General features: G+C 42.7%; 19 protein-coding genes. 12 read left to right on the top strand and 7 right to left on the bottom strand.

Going from position 1 to position 21,359, the window contains the following annotated elements; translation table 11 throughout:
- Positions 1–43 precede the first annotated feature (43 nt).
- Both IEZ33_RS17130 and IEZ33_RS17125 read right to left on the bottom strand, forming a co-directional pair.
- Positions 44–1,087, bottom strand: a complete 1,044-nt coding sequence (locus IEZ33_RS17130; protein WP_240009565.1) for a YbgA family protein — start codon at positions 1,085–1,087, stop codon at positions 44–46.
- 51 nt (positions 1,088–1,138) lie between these two features.
- Positions 1,139–2,143, bottom strand: a complete 1,005-nt coding sequence (locus IEZ33_RS17125) for an NAD(P)/FAD-dependent oxidoreductase (RefSeq protein ID WP_191601222.1) — start codon at positions 2,141–2,143, stop codon at positions 1,139–1,141.
- 167 nt (positions 2,144–2,310) lie between these two features.
- Between IEZ33_RS17125 and IEZ33_RS17120 the strand changes: the two genes are divergently transcribed.
- Together IEZ33_RS17120 and IEZ33_RS17115 are read left to right on the top strand one after the other, a co-directional pair.
- Entirely contained in the window at positions 2,311–3,237 is a 927-nt protein-coding gene (locus IEZ33_RS17120; protein WP_191601221.1) for a MerR family transcriptional regulator, read from the top strand.
- Positions 3,238–3,364: 127 nt separating this feature from the next.
- On the top strand, positions 3,365–3,628 hold the full coding sequence (locus IEZ33_RS17115; protein ID WP_191601220.1) for a DUF2061 domain-containing protein: 264 nt from the start codon (positions 3,365–3,367) through the stop codon (positions 3,626–3,628).
- A gap of 79 nt (positions 3,629–3,707) precedes the next feature.
- Here IEZ33_RS17115 and hydA read toward each other — a convergent pair whose 3' ends face one another.
- The 3 genes from hydA to IEZ33_RS17100 form a co-directional block, all read right to left on the bottom strand.
- On the bottom strand, positions 3,708–5,147 hold the full coding sequence (hydA, locus tag IEZ33_RS17110; protein ID WP_191601219.1) for a dihydropyrimidinase: 1,440 nt from the start codon (positions 5,145–5,147) through the stop codon (positions 3,708–3,710).
- Positions 5,148–5,306: 159 nt separating this feature from the next.
- Positions 5,307–6,785, bottom strand: a complete 1,479-nt coding sequence (locus IEZ33_RS17105; RefSeq protein WP_191601218.1) for an NCS1 family nucleobase:cation symporter-1 — start codon at positions 6,783–6,785, stop codon at positions 5,307–5,309.
- A gap of 104 nt (positions 6,786–6,889) precedes the next feature.
- Positions 6,890–8,140: a Zn-dependent hydrolase gene (locus tag IEZ33_RS17100; protein WP_191601217.1), complete on the bottom strand. Its 1,251-nt coding sequence runs from the start codon at positions 8,138–8,140 to the stop codon at positions 6,890–6,892.
- Between the two features lie 314 nt (positions 8,141–8,454).
- Between IEZ33_RS17100 and IEZ33_RS17095 the strand changes: the two genes are divergently transcribed.
- The 10 genes from IEZ33_RS17095 (at position 8,455) to IEZ33_RS17050 (ending at position 17,842) form a co-directional block, all read left to right on the top strand.
- On the top strand, positions 8,455–9,096 hold the full coding sequence (locus IEZ33_RS17095; protein WP_240009564.1) for a TetR/AcrR family transcriptional regulator: 642 nt from the start codon (positions 8,455–8,457) through the stop codon (positions 9,094–9,096).
- 263 nt (positions 9,097–9,359) lie between these two features.
- Entirely contained in the window at positions 9,360–10,502 is a 1,143-nt protein-coding gene (gene cofG / locus IEZ33_RS17090) for a 7,8-didemethyl-8-hydroxy-5-deazariboflavin synthase CofG (protein WP_191601216.1), read from the top strand.
- Positions 10,499–11,767, top strand: a complete 1,269-nt coding sequence (gene cofH, locus IEZ33_RS17085) for a 5-amino-6-(D-ribitylamino)uracil--L-tyrosine 4-hydroxyphenyl transferase CofH (RefSeq protein ID WP_191601215.1) — start codon at positions 10,499–10,501, stop codon at positions 11,765–11,767. The genes cofG and cofH overlap by 4 nt, the downstream gene beginning before the upstream one ends.
- On the top strand, positions 11,767–12,726 hold the full coding sequence (gene cofD / locus IEZ33_RS17080; protein ID WP_191601214.1) for a 2-phospho-L-lactate transferase: 960 nt from the start codon (positions 11,767–11,769) through the stop codon (positions 12,724–12,726). The genes cofH and cofD overlap by 1 nt, the downstream gene beginning before the upstream one ends.
- Positions 12,727–13,386 carry a 2-phospho-L-lactate guanylyltransferase gene (gene cofC, locus IEZ33_RS17075; RefSeq protein ID WP_191601213.1) on the top strand — a complete coding sequence of 220 codons (660 nt, stop codon included), beginning with the start codon at positions 12,727–12,729 and terminating at the stop codon, positions 13,384–13,386. It abuts the gene before it with no gap.
- Positions 13,379–14,152: a coenzyme F420-0:L-glutamate ligase gene (gene cofE / locus IEZ33_RS17070; protein ID WP_191601212.1), complete on the top strand. Its 774-nt coding sequence runs from the start codon at positions 13,379–13,381 to the stop codon at positions 14,150–14,152. The genes cofC and cofE overlap by 8 nt, the downstream gene beginning before the upstream one ends.
- Positions 14,149–14,829, top strand: a complete 681-nt coding sequence (gene npdG, locus IEZ33_RS17065; RefSeq protein WP_191601211.1) for an NADPH-dependent F420 reductase — start codon at positions 14,149–14,151, stop codon at positions 14,827–14,829. The genes cofE and npdG overlap by 4 nt, the downstream gene beginning before the upstream one ends.
- A gap of 133 nt (positions 14,830–14,962) precedes the next feature.
- A complete protein-coding gene (locus tag IEZ33_RS17060; RefSeq protein ID WP_191601210.1) occupies positions 14,963–15,970 on the top strand; it encodes a TIGR03842 family LLM class F420-dependent oxidoreductase in 1,008 nt (335 codons plus the stop codon).
- Between the two features lie 210 nt (positions 15,971–16,180).
- Positions 16,181–16,756: an elongation factor P-like protein EfpL gene (gene efpL / locus IEZ33_RS17055; protein ID WP_191601209.1), complete on the top strand. Its 576-nt coding sequence runs from the start codon at positions 16,181–16,183 to the stop codon at positions 16,754–16,756.
- A 189-nt stretch (positions 16,757–16,945) separates the two neighbouring features.
- Positions 16,946–17,842, top strand: coding sequence for a TIGR01777 family oxidoreductase (locus IEZ33_RS17050; RefSeq protein ID WP_191601208.1), 897 nt, complete (start codon positions 16,946–16,948; stop codon positions 17,840–17,842).
- Positions 17,843–17,899: 57 nt separating this feature from the next.
- On the opposite strand, the gene IEZ33_RS17045 is transcribed toward IEZ33_RS17050, so the two are convergent.
- The gene (locus tag IEZ33_RS17045) at positions 17,900–19,246 is read right to left on the bottom strand and encodes a sodium-dependent transporter (protein ID WP_191601207.1); all 1,347 of its coding nucleotides are present in this window, start codon (positions 19,244–19,246) and stop codon (positions 17,900–17,902) included.
- 590 nt (positions 19,247–19,836) lie between these two features.
- A complete protein-coding gene (locus tag IEZ33_RS17040) occupies positions 19,837–21,147 on the bottom strand; it encodes a Na+/H+ antiporter NhaC family protein (protein WP_191601206.1) in 1,311 nt (436 codons plus the stop codon).
- Positions 21,148–21,359 lie beyond the last annotated feature (212 nt).

The following is a 21,359-nucleotide window of genomic DNA, read 5'->3' as shown; positions in this document are numbered from 1 at the left end:
CCTTTATTGATCAAAGTAGAGTGAAATCAACTTCTTCTAAGGGTTAAATTTGATTCCTAATGCCGAGTTCAGCTGGGTAGTATGGTGTGATATAGCGTTGTTGCTGAGCGTATTCGCTACCGTAGTGTTTCAAGTAATGCTGCAACAAGGTGATTGGCGTGGTTAAGTTGACTTCACCGCGCCCATATTGTTCTATCACGGCTAAAATGTCTTGGCGTACATGACTCTCTACACTGCGTTTTAGGTAGCCCAATAAATGGGTTAGTGTATTGCAATGGTTACGGCGTTTAGCCGGTTTGCTTAATGCCTCCATAAAGGTACGAAAATAACAATCTCTTCTTTGTTTTAATGGCATTTCCTCTGTTCCGGAGAGCAATTTGCCAAGCGCTTTATAAGCCGGTTGAGATTGAGACATAACAACGTATTTATAGCGGCTATGGAAATCAATAAGCGTTTTCATACTCAGCTGCGCATCCACTGAATGACGAAATTCATGGTGGGCGTAAACTCTTAAAATGAAGTTTTCTCTTAGGTTAGCATCATTCAATCGAGCTTCTTCTTCAATTGGTAAGTAAGGGTATTTTTTTTGCAATAATTCAGTGAAAAGTCCAGAGCGTGCCTTTGCGTGTGGGTGCCCACTCTCTTGGTAGACCTTGATACGGCTCATTCCACAGCTAGGTGATTTTTTCATCAAAATATAACCATCTAAATGACCTAAGGTTTCAACATAATCTGCACTGGGTGCAAGAAACTCTTTTGTAACGTCAGAACCAGGTTTGTTTGAATAGGCGAGACGAGGTGAATCTGGATCACCTTCTAATCTTAATGTTGGTCTTGGTGCACCAAAGCCAGCGGCCATTTCAGGACAGAAAGTTTCAAAGGAAAAGTGTTGGTTAAGAATATTATCGCAAAATGTGGAGCGGCTATGACCACCATTAAAGCGAACATTCTGTCCTAATAAACAAGAGCTAATGCCCACTTTAATATTAGGCGTTGTGGAATCTAATTGAGGTTGTTTTGATGCAATAGTGGTTTGTTGATCTTGGCCATCGATCTGTTTCATTTTAATTGTGTTTTTCGAGTTCATTGTCGTCACCTAGTCATGTCATGATTGTTCGATTAAAATTTATGGATGAATTTAGTGTAGAGCACAAATGCGTTCACACAGATCTTTTGCACTCAAAAGCGCACCTTCAATGTCGCCTTGACAGAGCCAATCGGCCGCTAGGCCTATTTGTTGCTCCTCTATCCAGCGTGAAGCATCTCCCGCGATAGGTGAATGCCTACCAAGTAGCCAGCGTTGGCATAACATAGGGTTGCCTTGTTGCCCTGTTATCTCAAAAAAAGCGTTGGAGAGTTGCTCTGAAATAACGTTTTTGTCGGCGTCAACGTGGTTTTCACTCCAGTCTCGTCTTGCTTGAACCACCCAATTAGATGTGTCATCAGAGCGCTTAGGTTTCGCGCTGTCGTAAATAATTCGTTCAATAATAGGATGATTGTCAGGTTCGATTAACGGAAGGACCTTTACGGCTTCAAGGTGATTGGCTTGTGGTTTTGTTGTTATCATGGCACTCCATTGAGGACGGCATAGGGCACTGGCTTTATGGCTCTCAATTAAAAGGCTATCTGGAGTGTGAGGGCTTGCTAACAAAGCGCATGTTTGTGCCGCTGGTGCGGTAATGATGAGCTGACGACACACCAGAATAGGTTGGTATTGTTCATTTCGTAACAGCCAGCCACGGCTGGTTTTCTCTATTTGGTGAACGCGGCAGCTATTGATTAAGTTTGCCTTACCCATTAAATAACGGGTAATGGCGCTCATTTTTGGAATCCCAACGTAGGCCTGAAAACCGTCTTTGTTTGCTTCTGACCACTCAGCCACAACCTTATCTTGTAGCCACTGTTGTACCTGCGGTTTTAGCGTTGGATTGGTGATGTGGAAAAAAGGCGCGCCAAGATCACACCCTAAATTATCAGCTAATCTTTTACTGCTGCTGCGACCACCAGTGCCACGGCTTTTTTCCACCAAGGTGACCTGTTTACCGGCCGTTGTTAATAGGGAGGCACAAAAAGCACCGGCGATACCAGCACCAATGATGGCGATATCGGTTTCTAAATAAGATGGCGTTTGCTTCTTGAGCATGGTTTTGGCTTCCTATTGCAATTGTTGGTGGTTGTATTTATACGGAATTTAATTTTGTATAACTATTTCTTTTACAATATAGCTGTTTGTACAAGAAAATCAAATTTATTGTACAAATATTTTTTTTGTATAGAATTAGATGCTCAATAAAATGTGTGATGATTTGTATGACGGCTAAAGGTTTGCCCACGGGGCGAGAAAGAAGTGTGAATGAAATGCTTTTCCCTATTCGAGAACTGTCTTTAAAAACAGGTATTAACTCAGTGACATTAAGGGCCTGGGAAAGACGCTACGGTCTACTTAAGCCTGTGAGGACAGAAAAGGGTCATAGACTTTATTCTGAAATGGATGTACAACGTGTTAAAGACATTGTGAGCTGGATTAATAAAGGCATTGCTGTGAGTAAGGTGCGTGCATTACTTGAGCAGGATACTGTTGAGACGAACCGTGTTGAGCAGGAAAGCGGTACTTCTAATGAATGGCAGGTGCAACAATCGGCTTTGCTGATGGCAATTGAACGATTTCAAGAAGACAAGATTGATGCGCTTATTCAGCAAAATTTGTCGCAGTATCCGATTGAAGTCGTCATTCACTACTGGTTGTCTCCTGTATTATCTCATTTGCAAAATGCTCAGACATCCGCCGCTTTGAGTTATTTTATTGCGCTATTGAAACAGCGTATTAATACTCGACTGGTATCCAAAAGTAAGAATAAATTTCAGAAAAAAGTCTTATTAATCAGTCTAGAAGAAGATTCTAGTATTTGGGTATGGTTGCAGGCGGCTTGGTGCTCAGACAAGGGATGTCATGTGGTTGTACTGGATTCATTACAGAATATTGAAGACAGCTTTCCGCTGATAAAAGGCATCCAACCAGACGCTTTTATTGCGCATCTTGATAAATCATTTGGTCAAAAAAAATCTCTAATTAAAGCTCAACTTCAAGAGATATCGATTCCGCTTGTAATCTGCGGAGCGTCTATTTGGCTGGAAGAAAATCAGTCAACAGCCGAGAACGAGTCGGCATCCGTGATATTCTCAGACCCATTTGATGGGGTGCGTCATTTACTGAAGCAGATCGATAAAAATGTCTAAAGCTATCAAAGTGATTAAATTAATATATTTTAACTAAATTCCATTCTCTTATATCCTATTTTTAGCCACTGAGTAACGATCAAATTGAGTCGAACTCTATAAATAAGATGGAATGAGGGAGTTTAGTATGAAAAAGACAATTACTTTTGCGGTTATGCATTTTTCGATTGCATTTACCGTAGCCTATTTATTAACAGGCAGTGTATTGGTTGGTGGGCTAGTCGCCATTATTGAACCGGCTATTAATACGGTTGCATTTTACTTTCATGAAAAATTTTGGGAAAGCAAAAACAGAAATAGATGGCACGTGAAATGGTCATCTGTGATGGATTCATCGGCCGCTGTGGCGGGCACACTGAAAAACGTTAGCGCAGATTATGCGATGAAATAGAGAAAACACGATACGATCTACAAACAGGCTGTTATAGATCGTATCGTGCTAATGACTAAATAAGCTTCTGTTGAATCGATTATCTCTCGACGACTTTAGGCTGGTTTAATTCTTGGCGTTTGGTCAAGGCCTCATAAAAAGGCGCGTAAGCAGGACGATCTATATATTGACCCTCGCCTGATTTCGAGTGCAGCTTGCCTTCATGCCACGCCAGCTTCCCGTTACAAATTGTGGTCTCAGGAAGGCCATTAATTGTCATGCCCTCAAAGATACTGTGCTCGATATTAGACTGATGCGTTTTTGCAGACAGTGTTTTGCTTGCATTAGGGTTCCAGATGACCAAATCCGCATCCGCTCCAACTCTAATCGCGCCTTTACTTGGATAAAGGTTGAATATTTTTGCACTATTAGTCGAGGTTAACGCCACAAATTCATTTGGTGTGATTTTGCCGGAATTGACGCCTTTCTCCCACATCACCATCATGCGTTCCTCAACCCCAGCCGTGCCATTAGGGATCTTAGAAAAATCGTCTTTACCCATGGATTTTTGTTCAATACAGAAAGCACAGTGATCAGTCGCGGTTGTTTGTAATGTACCGGCTTGCACCCCTTTCCAAAGCGCGTCCTGATGATGTTTTGGTCTAAATGGAGGGCTCATGACATGAGCGGCGGCGGTTTCCCAATCAGTGTTTTGATAAACGCTGTCGTCTACTGTCAGATGCCCTGCAAGTACTTCTCCAAAGACAGTATGGCCATGATCTTTCGCATAGCGGATGGCATCCACGGCTTCTTCTGTAGAAACATGGACCAAATAAATAGGTGCACCTAATGTGTTTGCAATGCTGATCGCGCGATTAGCCGCTTCACCTTCGACAGAGGAAGGGCGTGATAAAGGGTGTCCTTCCGGTCCAGTAATTCCTTGGGCAACCATTTTGTTTTGCAAGTGATACACTAATTCACCATTTTCAGCGTGCACTGTTGGGATCGCGCCTAATTCTAAGCATTTAGTAAAACTGGAAACTAAAATATCATCGGTTGCCATAATGGCATTTTTATAGGCCATAAAATGTTTAAAGCTATTTACCCCATGCTCTTTGACCAGCGTTTCCATTTCTTCTCCCACGCTGTCATCCCACCAAGTAATCGCGACATGAAAACTGTAGTTTGAATGGGACTTTTTCGCCCAATCACGCCATTGATGGTAGGCTTCTAAAAGTGATTGTTGAGGGCTAGGAATGACAAAGTCAATAATACTGGTGGTTCCGCCAGCTAGCGCCGCAACGGTACCAGAGGCAAAATCATCTTTTGCTACGGTTCCCATAAAGGGTAATTGCATATGAGTGTGAGGATCAATTCCACCAGGCATAATCAGTTTGCCTGTGGCGTCTAACACCTCAGCTTCTTCTGGAGGCGTTAAATTTTCTCCAATTTCAACGATTAAGTTACCATCGCACAACAGGTCTGCTTGATAGGATTCTTCGTGGGTAACAATAGTCCCACCTTTAATTAATAAGCTCATATTTGATCCTTATTATTTGATTGAAGGTTTGAATGGTTTAATTGACTCAATGGGGTTTTAGACTAGAAGCACACCACAAAGAGAGAATGACACGTTGAGAGTGACAGACCCCCATCGTTTTATCATTTGGGGGCTGTCACAAAAATGGCACGTGTGTTGCTAGGTTGCTTGGGTTTGGCTATCTGTCACAGCGGCAGAATTGGCCAAAAAGTAATACACAATGGCCCCAGTAAATGCCCCAGTAAACCAACCATAGCTATAAAACCAGCTAATAGCCGGTACACCGAAGGAAATTAAAGTAATCACAACTGGAATCGCAAAGGAGGCAAGACCGGCCATATTAAAAGCAGGATACAGACTGTTAGGGGTATACAAGGCAACGAGGTCTAAATGCTGACGTTTAATTAAGAAATAATCCACAATCATGATGCCTGCTATCGGTCCAAGTAAACTTGAATAGCCCAAAAGCCAATTTGAATACATGCTTTCGACACTGACATCAGACTCTAACCAGCCCATTTTTTTCAATAATTCCCAGCCCATCAGTAAAATACCGATTAAGCCAGTTAACAAAGCCCCACGTGTATGGTTGATGTATTTTGGCGCAATGTTTTGAAAATCATTGGTTGGAGAAACCACATTGGCGGCCGTATTGGTCGATAAAGTAGCAATGATAATTAATATCATGGCCGCGGCAACCCAGAGAGGGCTATCAATTTTACCGATCAACGAAATAGGGTCTGAAATGGTTTCCCCTACCAATGTGGTTGAAGCCGCTGTTAGCACAACACCTAAAGACGCAAAGAAAAACATGGTTAATGGCAAGCCTATAATCTGCCCAATCATTTGATCTTTTTGTGATTTCGCGTAGCGGCTGAAATCTGGAATATTAAGAGAAAGCGTTGCCCAGAACCCCACCATGGCGGTTAAACCACCAAGAAAATAACCGAAAAAACCAGCGTCTTCAGGTCTATTTGCCGGCGTTGCCAACACCTCTGTAATAGAGATTTTGCCGCCAGCCCAGAACATTAATCCAAAGCTAACGATTAACAACAGTGGCGCCGATAACGTTTCTAACCATTTGATGGATTCGGAACCGCGGATAACCACAAGCATGTTCAACACCCAAAAAATGAAGAAGCCAATAACTTCACCAACACCGCCTAAACTGGCCCAACTATCGGAAACAGCGGAAAAGAAAAGGTGAATCGCCAAACCACCAAACATGGTTTGTATACCAAACCAGCCACAAGCGACTAAACCTCGAATTAAACAAGGAATGTTTGATCCAACCATACCGAATGAAGAACGTAATAAGACCGGAAAAGGAATACCAAACTTGGTTCCTGGGTAGGCGTTTAGTGTGAGTGGAACCAATAAGATAACATTCGCTATCAAAATGGTGAAAAGGGCTTCCATAACAGACAAACCAAAATAAGCGGTTAACACACCGCCTAATGTATAGGTAGGAACACAAATCGCCATCCCCACCCATAAAGCCGCAATGTTTAACTTGCTCCATGTTCGCTCACTTACTTTCGTGGGGGACAGATCATCATTGTACGCGGGACTTTGACGGAGGTCTTGTCCCACCTCTAACTCATAGAATTCACCTTTCTTAACGGACTTGCTGCTCATAGTGTACCTCTTGTGTTTTTAACTTTACGCGGCTCATTTTTTTTGAATTGCGTTATTCGTTGATGGACAATTGCTTACTACTTTTCTTACTGAGCTTCTTATAATTATTTTGATCTGTGTTCCTGATAGATTCGTTCGCTGGCTTCAAGCATTGTGTGTAATAACACATTGGCGCCAGCGGCACATTCTTCGGGTGAACTGTATTCGGCTTCGTTATGGCTGATGCCATTTAGGCAAGGCGTAAAAATCATACCAGTAGGCACTAAATCAGCCATGTAACACGCGTCATGACCCGCTCCAGCATAAATGTCCATGTGACTGTAACCAAGTTTTTCGGCCGCGGCTTTGACGTCATCAGACGCATTAAATTCGACGGGTGCGAAATACCAGAATGGATCTACATTGATTTTAAGATGACGCTCGGAAGCGATTTTTTCACAGAAGGTGAGCAGCTCATTGTGCATTTCGAGTAGCACTTCAGGAACTGGGTTTCTTAAATCGGCGCTGAATTTAATGTTGCCAGGGATAGTATTGCGAGAATTTGGATACACCTGCATAAAACCGACGGTTCCCAATCCATTTTCATGACGATGTGCGATGTTTTCCATTTCAGCAACAATCAGAGAAGCGGCCAGCATAGCGTCTTTTCGCAGGTGCATCGGTGTAGTACCAGAATGAGAAGGGCGACCTTCCACTTCAATGTTATACCAGCGAATTCCTTGTCCTAAACGTACTACCCCAATCATTTTTTTCTCGTCTTCTAGGATTGGACCTTGTTCAATATGTGTCTCGAAAAAAGCGCCAATATGACGGCTGCCTAACTCGGTATCGCCAAGATAGCCAATGCGTTCTAATTCGTCGCCCAAACGAATGCCATTCACATCGGTTTTATTGAGCTCTGTTTCAAGATCGAAGCGCCCAACATACGTTCCCGATCCCTGCATGGCAGGTTGAAAACGTGAACCTTCTTCATTTGTCCAAACAGAAAATTCCATTGGCGTTGGGGTTTCAATGTTGTTTTCGTGCAGGGTTCTTAGAACTTCGACTCCAGACAGAACGCCAAATACCCCGTCAAACTTTCCTCCTGTTGGCTGAGTGTCTAAATGACTTCCTGTGCCGACAGCGGGTAAGTCATTATATTTACCAGGGCGACGAGCAAAAATATTACCAATCTTATCAATCGATATCTCACAGCCAGCGGTTTTGCACCATTCGACAAAAAGGTCTCTAGATTGTTTGTCAAGATCGGTACCAGCAAGACGGTTACAGCCGCCTTTTTCGGTCCCACCAATCTCGCCCATTTCCATTAATGTGTCCCAAAGTCGCTTTTCATTTATACGTAGTTGTTCCTGCATCGTGCTCTCCAGTTCAATATGTATAATCAGTTTTATTATTATTTGCAATTTAAATATTTACCAAAAGGTAAAAATAACATTTAAAAAAATACCATCTCGAATTCGGGTTTTATCAATTAACCTTAAATTTTAGATGGCATTAAAATCTATATTTTAAAAAAGCAATAAGCAAGCCAGTTTGCAATAAATATGCTTTGTTTTTTGATTTTGTAAATAAAATAACCTCGAAAAAAAACTTGAAATATGGTACTTTTACAACGCTTTTAAATTGAAAAAAGTTAACAAAAACAGCGTCTTATAATTTGAGGTAAAGTTTGAACACTAAACATAGTTCGTCTACAAAAAAATCAGCCAATAGAAAGATGCTGGAATCTCGCATTTTGCGGTCGGCTGAATTCGTTTTTGCGACAAAAGGATTCAGTGGATCTTCAATGGATCGCATTGCCGAAATGGCTAAAATTTCTAAGCAAAACCTCATTTATTACTTTCCAAACAAAGACTTACTATATAAAAGAGTGCTGAAAGAAATACTGGATATATGGATTGAAAAGCTGTCTGTTTTTGAAACACAAGGGCAAACACCAGAAGTCGTGATCCGTCGTTATGTGCATGAAAAAATGCAGATTTCTCGCCTGTACCCCAATGGCTCCAAAGTGTTCGCCCACGAGATTATTAGTGGTGCGCCAGTGCTTAAGGAGTACCTAATAAGTCATTTGAAACCGCAGTTTGATCGTGATGTAGAGCTTGTTAAGTTGTGGATAAATAAGGGATTAGTTGATGACATAGACCCTGAGTATTTGTTTTTTACTATTTGGGCTGCTACTCAAACTTATGCAGATTTTTCAATTCAAATTGAAATTTTGTTAGGTAAAAAAGAATTAACCGATACGGACTTTGATAAAGCCGAAAAAGCGGTCACTGAGTTTATTGTGCGCGCACTTGGTGCGAAAAAATAAATTTCAGGGCGTTTTTTTAATGATTATTTTTTTTACTTCTCTTATCTCACCTCTATTTTTGCATTAAATTTCATATAAAAGTCATTATATTTCATTCACTTAATGATTTTCCAATTAGGAAAATTGTTAGGTGAATTTTCTATACGATTCTTTTGGTGCACGACGATCCCCAAAAAAAACAATTTACTCCAATTCAAACTCTGTGATATTAATTTTATACCAAATGGTAAAACTTTTAATTTAACGGTATTTTTGGAGTGAATATGATTTCAGTTGCAGAAGCCAAGTCTTATAAATTTGTCACTGGACCTGACTTATTCTCGTTATGTCAATTATCCTCTCAAGTTCGAGATGAATGGTGGGGGAAACAGCTAACTTATTCCAAAAAAGTATTTATACCTCTGACGAATATGTGTCGAGACAGTTGCGGATATTGCACTTTTGTACAATCTCCAGATTCACCTCATGCCCATTACATGACACCAGAAGAAGTACTAAAAACAGCGTACGAAGGTGAAGCGTTAGCCTGTAAAGAAGCGTTATTTAGCTTAGGTGAAAGACCGGAAGAACGTCATCAACTAGCACGAGACAAGCTGGCCGCATTAGGCTACAGCGACACGCTTGATTATTTACATGATCAATGCGAAAGCGTTTTGACTCATACCAGTTTGTTGCCGCATATCAATGCAGGAGCACTGTCCTATGACGAGCTTAAAAAACTAAAACCGGTGGCCGCTAGTATGGGAATGATGTTGGAAAACGTCTCTGTTGATTTATTAAGAAAGGGGCAAGCGCATCACGCTTGTCCAGATAAAACCCCTAAACGCCGTTTAGATACGATCGAGCAAGCTGGTCGTTTGAATATTGCGTTTACCACCGGAATTTTAATTGGTATCGGTGAAACATGGGAAGACCGAATAGACAGTTTGATGGCGATTCGTGAACGACACCTTGCCCATGGTCACATTCAAGAAGTCATTATTCAAAATTTCCGCGCAAAACCCGGTACGGCGATGGAAGGTTTTCAAGAGCCAGATTTAGACGACATGAAAAGAACGATTGCTGTGGCTAGATTGATATTGCCCCATGACGTCAGCATTCAAGCACCACCGAATTTAGAAGTGGATTATGGCAGTTACATCAGTGCGGGTATTAATGATTGGGGCGGTATTTCTCCTCTCACAAAAGATTTTATAAACCCTGAAAGGGCGTGGCCGCAAATAGACAGTGTGGCTAAGGCTTGTGAAGGGTTGGGCTACGGATTAAGTGAAAGACTGACGATTTATTCTCGTTTTCAACAGCAGGAATCTCGTTACCTTGAACCTGGGCTAACGCAAAAAGTGGCGTCTCTGATTCAACGAGATGCGGCACAAAATATTGGTATACATGGAGGCGCGACACTATGAAAACCACTCGTTTAAAGTCAAACAATACAGAGTTATTTCACCCTAACGTAAGTCAGTCTATTCGCTCTATTTTGGAAAAATCTTTACTAGGAAATGAGCTAAACGTGTCTGATGCTTGTGAGTTGTTTTACACACAAGGTGTTGATGCACAAGCCGTTTTAGATGTTGCAAACCAGGTAAGGAAAGACCGTGTAGGCGATACCGGTAGCTTCGTCATTACCCGTAACATTAATTTTACCAATGTATGCTACATGGGGTGTCGTTTTTGTAACTTTGCCAAAGAGAAAGGAGATAAAGAAGCTGAATTTTTAACGGTTGAGCAAGTCGCAGATCGTGCTGAGGAAGCGTGGAATCGAGGTGCAACGGAAGTGTGTATTCAGGGTGGATTGCACCCTGACATCAATGCCGATTACTATCGGGAGTTAATTGTTGCCGTGAAAAAGCGCGTTCCCGAGATTCATATTCATGCTTTTTCGCCCTTTGAGATTTGGTATGGCTGCAAGAAAGCACGCCTTGAACCAGAGGCCTTTTTAGCGGAACTGAAAGCACTTGGCTTAGGCTCTATGCCAGGTACAGCGGCGGAAATATTGGACACAGAGGTACGTAAACAACTGACCAAAAATAAACTGACAACAGAGGAATGGGTGCGCATTGTTAAGGCCGCTCATTCTGTCGGTGTGCCGACCACTTCCACCATTATGTATGGCCATGTTGATCAACCTGTTCATTGGGCAAAGCATCTTGAGTTATTACGCGATATTCAAAAAGAGACCGGTGGTTTCACCGAATTTGTTCCTTTGGGTTTTATTCATTACGAGACGCGCTTATTTAATGACAATCCAGATAAGGTTCGTCCAGGACCCACTCGTGATGAGCATTTCAAAATGCACGCCATTGCGCGCTTAATGTTGCAAGGTCATATCGATAATATTCAAGCTTCTTGGGTAAAAATGGGGCCTGAAGTGGCCACTCAAATGCTGCTTTCTGGTGCAAATGATCTTGGTGGCACCCTAATGAACGAAAGTATTTCTCGTGCCGCTGGGGCAACACATGGTCAAGAAGTGTTCCCAGAAGACATGGTGTCGAATATACATCGAGCAGGCTTAAATGCCATTCAACGTAATACTCGATATGAGACTGTGCATACTTATCCTTGTGAGAATCAGAATCTCGAAAAGGCTCAACGACAGAGCCACCTTGAAAATAACGGCCTTGATACACGACTCAGCAACGAGCGGATTATTCCTATACAGGGAGTCGCCTAATGTCAGATTTAGCCATAACGTTATTAGCCGGTGGTGTGGGTGGCGCGAAAGCCGCTGAAGGCTTAGCCGCCAGTGTTTATGCTGATTCAACGCACATCATCGGTAACATTGCCGATGACGATGAGTTTCATGGTTTATGGGTGTCTCCGGATATTGATACGTTAATTTACTCTCTTGGTGACCAAATAGATCGTCAACAAGGCTGGGGAAGAAAGAACGAGTCTCATCAAGTGCTCAATGAGTTAGAAAAATTAGGCCAAGAGACGTGGATGACATTGGGGGATTTGGACTTGGCGACGCACATTTTTCGTACCGAGCTTCGAAAACAAGGCGTAAGACCGAGTCATATTGTACATAGATTGGCAAAAAGACACGGTATCACTATGCCTATTTTATTACCCACAGATGATGTTATTCAAACCAGAGTAAAAACGAATTTAGGTGCATTGTCATTCCAAGAATACTTTGTTCGTGAACGCTGTCAACCTACCGTCAATGCCGTTGAATATGAGGGCGCTTCGATCGCTAAAGCGACCTCTGAGTCCTTATCGCAGATTGAAAAAAGTGATGTGATTTTGCTTGCTCCTAGTAACCCTATCGTCAGCATTGGTGCCATTTTGGCCGTACCGGGTATTAAAGACGCCATTGAAAAAAGTAACGCTTACGTTATCGCTGTCTCTCCCTTAATCGGTGGCAAAACCATTAAAGGGCCGGCCGATAAAATGCTTACAAGCATGGGGAAAACCAATGATTCAAAAGGAGTTTATGAGTGTTATGCCGGTTTACTTAATGGTTTTGTGATTGATGATCAAGACAGTATGGATGCCACATGGTTAGAAACTCAAGGGGTGGATGTACTGGTGACGCCGACCTTGATGAGCTCCACGGCGGAAAAAGCACAACTGCTTAGCAAAGTCATTGAATTTGCCTTAGCGCATCGAAACGTGAGGGCGGCTTAAATGACTCAGCCTTGTATAGTTATCCCGATGAAATCGCCTAAAAGAGCCAAGCAGCGACTATCGGCCCATCTTTCTAATGCAGAAAGAGAAAGCTTGGCGTTGGCGTTATTCAAAAAAACATTGGCTTTTTTTCAACGACATTTTCCACAGTTAGAAACCCTAGTGGTCAGTGAATCAAGGTCTGTATTGGCGTTAGCTGAAACCTATGATGCTCATACTTTGTTTGATGATGGTCGTCAGGGATTGAATGGCGCCTTGAATCGAGCCTGTACTTGGGTCAAACAAGCCGGTTTTTCTCAACAACTCATCATTCCTAGCGATATTGCTGTTTTAGATCAAATGGAAATTACGGCGCTTTTACAAGCCTCAGAAAACGCCCAAGTGGTGATTGCATTAGCTAAAGATGGTGGCACTAATGCGCTTTTGACGTCACCACCGGATGCGATTGATTTCATGTATGGCCATCACTCGGCACAGATGCATCAAGCAAACGCCGTAGCCAATGCGATCACCTGCGACTGTTTGCAATTGCCCCATTTATCTCTGGACATCGACCTAAGTCATGATTTAGAGAAGGCCATTCAGCAACGTCCAGATTTATTTAAGGAATGGCGTCTACCTTTGCACAGCGCTTTATTTAAGGAGACGCGTTATGCCTGATTCAATGACTATGTTTCGACTCTCAGGATTACCTGATTTTCAAGCAGGGGACGATTTAGCTCAATCCATTATTGACACGTTACGACTGAATAACCAGCTATTAATCGAAGGCGATATTTTAGTGATTGCCCATAAAGTGGTATCAAAATCAGAAGGGGCATGCGCCTATCTGGATCAGATTACGCCTAGCCAAGACGCTATTGAATTGGCCAAAACGGTGAATAAAGACCCTCGAAAAGTTGAAGTAATACTCTCACAGTCAAAACGGATTGTACGTGCGGTAAAACGTCCAGACCAAGAGGAAGGCACTTTAATCGCTGAACATAAGAATGGCTATATCTGTGCCAATGCCGCGGTCGATGAGTCGAATGCTGACCATCCTGGACAATTGATTTTACTGCCGGACAACCCAGATAAAAGTGCCCAACAACTGTGTTTGGCATTGGAAGCGCATTTTGCGTGCAATCTAGGAATTATCATTAGCGACACGTTTGGGCGTCCTTGGCGCCTTGGACAAACCAATGTGGCCATTGGCTTAGCGAATGTGCCTGGGGTAATGCACATGCTAGGGGAAGAAGATGCTTTTGGTCGTCCTCTCAGTGTTACCGCCCCAGCATTTGCTGATGAGTTAGCCGCGGCGTCTGGTCTCTTAATGGAGAAAAGCGCTAAAGCACCGGTAATTGTATTTCGTGGTCTATCTTGGCCCAAAACCGACAGCAGCAGTCGGGATCTTATTCGTTCACATAATGAGGATTTATTTAAATGAAAGTATCTATTATTGGTGGCACAGGGCCGCAGGGTAAAGGGTTAGCATTGCGTTTAGCGCAAGCCGGAGTCAGCGTTGTTTTGGGATCACGTGATGCCGAAAAAGCGCAGATTGCCGCGCAAGAGTTAGTCGCAACCTTAAAAGAAAAGGGCCATGATGCAGACATTACGGGTTTGAGCATGGAAGACGCAACGAAGGCGTCTGATGACTTGGTTATTCTATCGGTTCCTTATAGTGGACACGATGCGACGTTAACGGCACTTGCTCCCTTTTTAGAAGGGAAAACCTTGGTGGATATCGTCGTACCTTTAGCGCCAGGAAACCCTAAAGCCGTTGCTATGCCACCAGCGGGCTCTGTGACAGAGTCGGCACAACTCCTTTTAGGGGATTCGATTAATGTGGTCGGAGCATTACACAATGTTTCCGCCATCACTTTAAACGATCTATCACGTCCAATTAACTGCGATATTTTAGTTTGCGGTAATGACTTGGAAGCGAAAAAACGCGTTATTTCTCTGTGCGAAAAAATGGGTACAAAAGCGTATAACGCCGGTTTAGCGGAAAGCGCTCGCTGCATAGAGGCTCTTACGCCGATCTTAATCCGTCTGAATATATCCAAGGACGTTCCCTTTAGCCATGCGGGAATTCGTATCTGTCCACCGGAAAATGCTCATTGATACAGAGTAGAAACAAAGCAAAATAACACAATTGGAACAAGCTAAATGATTAATGAATAACGTCCCTGTGACATTATGACTTAACCATTTTCTCTAAAAAAAAGACGATATAAAAATAGTTGAGGAAACAATCATGGAATTTGGTATTACGTTTAAAGGTTTTGTAAGCCCTGATCGCGCTCGTAACTTAGTGCGCCAAGCTGAAGCCGCAGGTTTTGATTACTGCTGGTTTTATGATTCACACATTTTATGGCGTGAATCTTTTGTCGCAATGGCCATGTGTATGGAACACACAAAAACCATGCGATTTGGTCCTTGTGTAACCAACCCAAATATTCGTGACTGGTCATTAGCGGCCAGCTTATACGCCAGTTTAGCGGCACAAAGTAATGGTCGATTTGATATTGGTTTAGGTCGTGGTGATTCATCCATGCGCGTTATGGGCAAAAAACCAGCAACGTTGGCACGTTTGGCGGAATTCACTCAAAAAGTCAAAGCCATGGTACGTGGTGAAGAAGTGGAATACGGCGAATGTGCTTCTCCAGTGAAGTTTCCATGGGCAAATGGGTACGAATTGCCTGTTTGGATTGGCGCGTACGGACCAAAAGCATTAGCCACAGCGGGTGAAGTGGGTGATGGTTTGATTCTACAAATTGGCGACCCTGATTTGGTTAAATGGTTCAAAGACCAAACCATCAGTGCTGGTGAAGCCATTGGTCGAGATATGTCGAACTTTAAAATCCAAGCGGCGGCCCCTGCGTATTTTGGTGATATGGACTATTGTATTGAACACACTAAATGGTTCCCAGCGATGGTGGGTAACCATGTGGCCGATATTGTCGAAAAATACGGCAGTGAATCTGGCTTGGTGCCTCGTAGTCTAACGGATTACATCGAGAAACGTCGTGGTTACGATTACTCTAAACACGGTCAAAGTGATAACCCGTACCTAGACTTTATCACCGAAGACATTGTGAAAAGTTTCTGTGTACTGGGCACTGTTGAAGATCACATTGCCAAAATCAAAGACCTAGAAGCCGTAGGTACTACACAGTTTAACATCTACTTAGACAGTGGTGACGAAGAAGAAATCATCGCCAACTACGGCCGTCATATTATCCCTGAATTTAAAAAAGGCTAATGCCGTAAACACATTTCAGGACGGGACAAATACATGACCATTAAAAGCCAACCTAGCGTTGGCTTTTTTGTGTCTTTAAGTCAGAAAAAACCGTTATTGATTAAAGATATCTTGCTGGTTTTGGGTTCCTGCTATAGGATGCAAAAAACGTATTCCACAACCTATTTTTAGTAAACAGATTAATAACAAACGAACATTCAGGAAGAGAAAATGCCTAAAGCCAGTGAAATTAAAAAAAATGCCGCGGTTGAATACAATGGTAAAACCTACATAGTGAAAGACATTGACCGTTCTGTTCCTCAAGGCCGAGCGGGTGGCAGTCTTTACCGTATGCGCATGTACGATGTGGTCACTGGTCACAAGCTGGATGAGACCTTTAAAGACTCTGAGATGTTGAATCTAGCGGATTTGATACGCAGACAAGCGATGTTTTCTTATGTTGATGGGGATGAATATGTCTTCATGGATAACGAAGATTACACGCCTTATAGCTTAAATAAGCAAGCTATAGAGGACGAAGTGCTGTTTATCAATGAAGAAACGGCAGGGATTCAAGTTGTGTTGGTAGACGACGCTCCTGTTGCGCTTGATTTACCAACCAATGTTGAGTTGGAAGTGATTGAGACAGATCCTTCTATTAAGGGGGCGTCTGCAACGTCACGTAATAAGCCTGCTAAATTATCAACAGGTGTGACTATCCAGGTGCCAGAGCACATTTCTACGGGTGATAAAATCAAAGTCAACGTTGAAGAGCGTAAATTCGCTGGCCGTGCTGACCATAAATAACGCTTAGCTTAGCACCGGTAGCCTGAGTATGGATGACTTTTCAGATAACGTTCAGGCTATCGTTGATCTTCACTCTATTTCGCTTTTAACACGTCTTTTTCCCTCTTTGTGAACCACCCGCCTTAGATTTACGTATTTAACGAATAGAAAGAGTACAAATGGACCACTTCACATTTAGGAGACTACGTCATGAAAGTACTGATTACAGGCGGTTCTGGGTTAATAGGCTCTCATTTCATTGCGCAACGGCATGATGACGACATCACAGTATTAACTCGTAATGTGACGCAAACCAAAAACAAGCTGGGTGATGAACACCGTTATATTACTGATCTGGATGCGTTTAATAATCTGGATGAATTTGACATTGTGATCAATCTTGCAGGCGAACCCATCGCCAATAAGCGTTGGTCTGATTCGCAAAAAAAACGGATAGAAAGCAGTCGATGGAGTCTTACCCAAAAGCTGGTTGATCTACTGAAAGCAGGGAGCAACCCTCCTAACCTCTTTATTAGTGGTTCTGCGATTGGTTTCTATGGCAAGCAAGGTGAGCATGTTATTGATGAAGATTTTGTGGCCACACATGATGATTTTAGTCATCGCTTGTGCGCGCGTTGGGAATCCATTGCTCAGCAAGCTGAGTCGGAGAAAACCCGTGTCTGCATTATTCGAACTGGTATTGTATTGAGTAAGCAGGGCGGTGCATTGGAAAAAATGCGGGTACCCTTTAAATTGGGAGTAGGTGGGCCGATTGGGAGTGGTACACAATATATGTCATGGATACACCTAGACGATATGTTGCGAGGCATTGTTTATCTTATTCATAATACTGAGTGCTCAGGTGTGTACAACTTTACGGCACCAGAGCCTGTAACCAACGATGAGTTTAGTCGAGAATTTGCCGCTTCTTTGAAGCGACCTTGCTTTTTTAGAGTACCGGCCTTTGTTATGAGCGCCATGATGGGAGAAATGTCGACCTTGGTGTTAGATGGTCAGAAGGTTATTCCAAACCGTTTGCAAGAAAGTGGTTATCGATTTTTGTACCCAGATATTTGGCGTGCCTTTCAATCGTTAACCCATTCATAAAAAACGCCCTATCAAAGTAGGGCGTTATACGCTGTTGCTTAGGTGTCTAAAAGTGAACTACAGGTTCAAGTAAAACACGATAGAAACCGCAATGGGGGCAATAAAACGTGATACGAACAACCACACACTGTGCGCTTTTTCGCTAATGCCCAACTCGTCGAAACTGTATTTAGGCAGTACCGCCCAACCAGCGAATAAAGAAACAAAAATACCACCTAATGGCAGCATGATATTCGCGGTTGCGTAATCTAATAGATCAAACATGTTTTTGCCGAAAGGTGTAAAATCAGACCATTCATTGAAAGCTAATAAACAACTGATACCGAGTGCCCAGACCAGTAAACCTAAAGAAACTGAGGCTTTTATACGGCTTAGTTTGAACTTTTCTACTAAGAATGCAACCGTAGGTTCTAACAGTGAAATAGCCGATGTCCAAGCGGCTACACCAACGAGAACAAAGAATAACAAGCCAAAAAGTTGACCTCCTGGCATTTGGCCAAAAGCGACAGGTAAGCTCACAAACATTAAGCCCGGGCCTGCACTTGGATCCATCCCATTGGTGAAAATGATTGGAAAAATGGCCAACCCAGCCACAAGAGCAACGACAGTATCAAGTGCAGCAATAGCGAATACCGTACCCGTTACAGACGCTTTTTTTGGCATGTAGGCACCATAAGCCATAATGGTCCCCATACCTAGGGATAAGGTAAAGAACGAATGACCAAGGGCGACTAAAACAGCATCCCAAGACAACTCAGAAGGGTCAAAGTGAAACATAAAGTCCCACCCTTGAGAGAATCCCTCTAAGGTCATTGCATAAATGAGTAGGATGATTAACAACACAAACAAGGCTGGCATCATAATGCGAGTCGCACGCTCTAAGCCCTTGTTAACACCGCCAATCACAATGATGGTGGTCATAATAGCGAAAAGGGTGTGCCAGAATAACATGGTACCTGGACTGGCAAGCAGCTGATCAAAGGTTGCTCCGGCGGCATCAGATGAAATACCGACAAACGTGCCTTTTGCCATTTCGGCAATATAGTGGAGAACCCAGCCAGCGACCACAGAATAGAAAGAAAAAATCATCACGCCGGAGAGCATGCCCATCATACCGACCAAAGACCAGTTTGTCGTTTTGCCTGACTCTTCAGCGATATCATGCAGCGCATTTATTGGGCTTTTACGGGCGCGGCGACCAATAAAAACCTCTGACATCATGATAGGAACACCAACACATAAAATACACACTAGGTAAACGAGGACAAAAGCCCCCCCTCCGTTTTCACCTGTGATGTACGGAAATTTCCAAATATTACCTAGCCCTACGGCGGAACCTACGGCGGCTAAGATAAAGATCCATCGGCTCGCCCAAAAGCCATGAATAGAGTGTTTCTCTTGCATAAATCTCTCAATTAATTAATAGAAGGAATAAACAGCGTGTAAATACAGAATGCGAGGCATTAACGTAAGAAATTAATCATCATTACCCACAGTAACGGATCATTTTTAAGAACTTGTATTTACGGTGGGGAATTTTCCAAAGATTCGTTCAAAGGTGCAAGGAGAAACAGCGACTTAAGCTATTAAATTGAATAAAAACGTAATTAATGACTGTTAAATCGTAATTTTCCAGAAAATAAACAGAATGGAATCGCCTGGTGAGAAGGTATTTGATCACTACACGAAATGATGTCGCCAGCCTTTTTCTAGCGACAGCTCATGAGGGTTGGGTAATGAGTACGATTGGCGATAACTTTATGTCCAGTAAAAATCAGGTGTAGGCTGGTGGAATTTAGGTGTCGGATAATCCTTAGATACTCCGATTCTAGGTATAAAATTTGTCGATTGAGTTACTTGATTTAAACCAATAATTTATTAATTTGGTCATAAAGTCAGGCTTTCATTGCCAAATGAAAACCTGTTTTCTGCGTACATCCTCTGTCTGTTAGAACATCACAACCTCAGAGAAATGAGGTTGCTATTGAGTGTGATTACGCTGTTTTTGGCCAACGAATTACAATGGATAGTAAAGCCGCTACGGCTAATAACCAGCTGTATTGAACGTAACCAACTAGTTCTAACGGCGATACTTTTGCCAAAGATGAGGCTAATAATATTTGCGCACCATATGGCAAAATGCCTTGTACTACACAAGAAAAAATATCCAATAGGCTGGCACTGCGCTTCGGGTCAACCTTGTATCGTTCGGCGATGTCTTTAGCAACCGAACCGTTTATTAGAATTGAAATGGTGTTGTTGGCGGTGCAAAGATTGGTTAATGCCACAGAAGCACTTATGCTCAACTCTCCTGCTCTTGTAGAGCCTTCTTTGGCGCCGAACGTGCTCGCAATACGCTCGATACAAGTCACCAACCAATTCAGGCCACCTTGTGACTTCATTAGTGCGCCCAGCCCTCCGATGAATAAAGAGAGAATTAAAATTTCCTGCATGCCAGTATAGCCAGCGTAAATATCTGAAGACCAAGAAGCGACAGAATAATCTGCTTGCATCGTTAAACCAATTAGTCCAGCTAACACGATGCCACTGAACAAGACCAAAATGACATTAACACCCGCGACGGCTAAACCTAATACGGCCACATAAGGCAAAACGCGAATGAGTTCGTACTCTTTAATGTCGGTAATCTGAGCATGACTGCTTTGAAAGAACAACCAAACTAAAGTAATGCAGGCAGCCGGTAAGGCAATTTTAAAGTTCATGCGGAACTTATCGCGCATATCGCATCCTTGGGTTCGGGTTGCGGCGATGGTTGTGTCTGAAATAATGGATAGATTATCACCGAACATAGCGCCGCCTATGACAGTACCTACTGTTAATAACAGAGGTAGATCTGCGGCTTCCGAAACACCAATGGCAATGGGGGCTATGGCCGCAATAGTGCCCATAGAGGTTCCCATAGACGTAGCAACAAATGCCGTTATGACAAACAGACCAGGTAATAACAATGACGGTGGTACTATGCTTAAGCCAAAGTTAACGGTCGCATCCACACCGCCAACACTCTTAGCGACGCTAGCAAATGCACCGGCTAAGAGATAAATCAAGATCATGGTAATAATGGTGTTATCACCAACACCCTGAATAAAGGTGTCAATGCGTTTCTCAAACTGACCTTTGCCCAGTAGTATGGCCAAAGCAATGGCGGGTAAAATAGCCACAGGTGCGGATATCTGATAAAAAGCGAAGTCTACCCCTTGAGATTGATACCAAAGACCGCTACCTACGAAAAGAGCAAGAAAAAGTAATAATGGCAGTAGTGCCAAAGGAGATTTAGAAGTCATATTGTCTGCGGGTTCCAGAGGTAAATTAGCCCCGCCACTTTTGATGTTGGGGATGAAAGACGCAGATGATAGATAAATACTGGCAATAAAACCAATAACAATTAGTGATGTGGTAGTGACCAAACGTTATAACAAATTAGCTTTAATTTCAATTTTATTATTCAGTAAAGGTATAAGTGGGAAAGATAAAAAGTTCAGCTCACACCGAACTT

Origin of the sequence: Marinomonas algicola (assembly GCF_014805825.1) — a bacterium.
Classification (GTDB): Bacteria; Pseudomonadota; Gammaproteobacteria; order Pseudomonadales; family Marinomonadaceae; genus Marinomonas; species Marinomonas algicola.
Note: the sequence above shows the minus strand (reverse complement) of the source record. Positions and strands in the feature narration are given on the sequence as shown.

Excerpts from the sequence above, each read along its gene's own strand:
- IEZ33_RS17115 (WP_191601220.1), top strand. The coding sequence starts at position 3,365 with ATGAAAAAGACAATTACTTTTGCGGTTATGCATTTTTCGATTGCATTT.
- IEZ33_RS17050 (WP_191601208.1), top strand. The coding sequence starts at position 16,946 with ATGAAAGTACTGATTACAGGCGGTTCTGGGTTAATAGGCTCTCATTTC.
- hydA (WP_191601219.1), bottom strand. The coding sequence starts at position 5,147 with ATGAGCTTATTAATTAAAGGTGGGACTATTGTTACCCACGAAGAATCC.
- efpL (WP_191601209.1), top strand. The coding sequence starts at position 16,181 with ATGCCTAAAGCCAGTGAAATTAAAAAAAATGCCGCGGTTGAATACAAT.
- IEZ33_RS17060 (WP_191601210.1), top strand. The coding sequence starts at position 14,963 with ATGGAATTTGGTATTACGTTTAAAGGTTTTGTAAGCCCTGATCGCGCT.
- IEZ33_RS17130 (WP_240009565.1), bottom strand. The coding sequence starts at position 1,087 with ATGAACTCGAAAAACACAATTAAAATGAAACAGATCGATGGCCAAGAT.
- IEZ33_RS17120 (WP_191601221.1), top strand. The coding sequence starts at position 2,311 with ATGACGGCTAAAGGTTTGCCCACGGGGCGAGAAAGAAGTGTGAATGAA.
- IEZ33_RS17045 (WP_191601207.1), bottom strand. The coding sequence starts at position 19,246 with ATGCAAGAGAAACACTCTATTCATGGCTTTTGGGCGAGCCGATGGATC.
- cofD (WP_191601214.1), top strand. The coding sequence starts at position 11,767 with ATGTCAGATTTAGCCATAACGTTATTAGCCGGTGGTGTGGGTGGCGCG.
- IEZ33_RS17100 (WP_191601217.1), bottom strand. The coding sequence starts at position 8,140 with ATGCAGGAACAACTACGTATAAATGAAAAGCGACTTTGGGACACATTA.
- cofC (WP_191601213.1), top strand. The coding sequence starts at position 12,727 with ATGACTCAGCCTTGTATAGTTATCCCGATGAAATCGCCTAAAAGAGCC.
- cofG (WP_191601216.1), top strand. The coding sequence starts at position 9,360 with ATGATTTCAGTTGCAGAAGCCAAGTCTTATAAATTTGTCACTGGACCT.
- cofE (WP_191601212.1), top strand. The coding sequence starts at position 13,379 with ATGCCTGATTCAATGACTATGTTTCGACTCTCAGGATTACCTGATTTT.
- IEZ33_RS17105 (WP_191601218.1), bottom strand. The coding sequence starts at position 6,785 with ATGAGCAGCAAGTCCGTTAAGAAAGGTGAATTCTATGAGTTAGAGGTG.
- IEZ33_RS17040 (WP_191601206.1), bottom strand. The coding sequence starts at position 21,147 with ATGACTTCTAAATCTCCTTTGGCACTACTGCCATTATTACTTTTTCTT.
- cofH (WP_191601215.1), top strand. The coding sequence starts at position 10,499 with ATGAAAACCACTCGTTTAAAGTCAAACAATACAGAGTTATTTCACCCT.
- npdG (WP_191601211.1), top strand. The coding sequence starts at position 14,149 with ATGAAAGTATCTATTATTGGTGGCACAGGGCCGCAGGGTAAAGGGTTA.
- IEZ33_RS17125 (WP_191601222.1), bottom strand. The coding sequence starts at position 2,143 with ATGCTCAAGAAGCAAACGCCATCTTATTTAGAAACCGATATCGCCATC.